1 protein-coding gene is annotated in these 240 nt (G+C 65.0%); it reads right to left on the reverse strand.

Annotation, left to right across the window (positions count from 1 at the left end; translation table 11 throughout):
• Window positions 1-190: hypothetical protein (locus ACM03V_RS34560; protein ID WP_414625327.1), on the reverse strand; the 190-nt coding region annotated here is incomplete at its 3' end.
• Between the last annotated feature and the right edge of the window lie 50 nt (window positions 191-240).

Below are 240 nucleotides of genomic sequence, written 5' to 3' on the forward strand. Positions count from 1 at the left end.
TGTCGGCGCGGTCTTCGGCAACGCCCGCGGCTTTGAGCGTGGTCGAGGTCGATCCCGGCACGGCGTAGCCCGTGGCGGTGTTGATGCACACGATCGAGCCGCCAAAGATCTTGGTGGCGGCCGCCACGGGCGGTTCGATCTGGTTGCCGTCACGGCGCAGTGTGTTGCGATCCTGGGTCAGCGCGGTCATGGAAGTGTCCTGAAGGTGAGAAATTTCGGGAAGCGGCGATCAGCCGTTGG

The sequence above is a fragment of the Calothrix sp. CCY 0018 genome (assembly GCF_963920925.1).
GTDB lineage: Bacteria > Cyanobacteriota > Cyanobacteriia > Cyanobacteriales > Nostocaceae > Rivularia.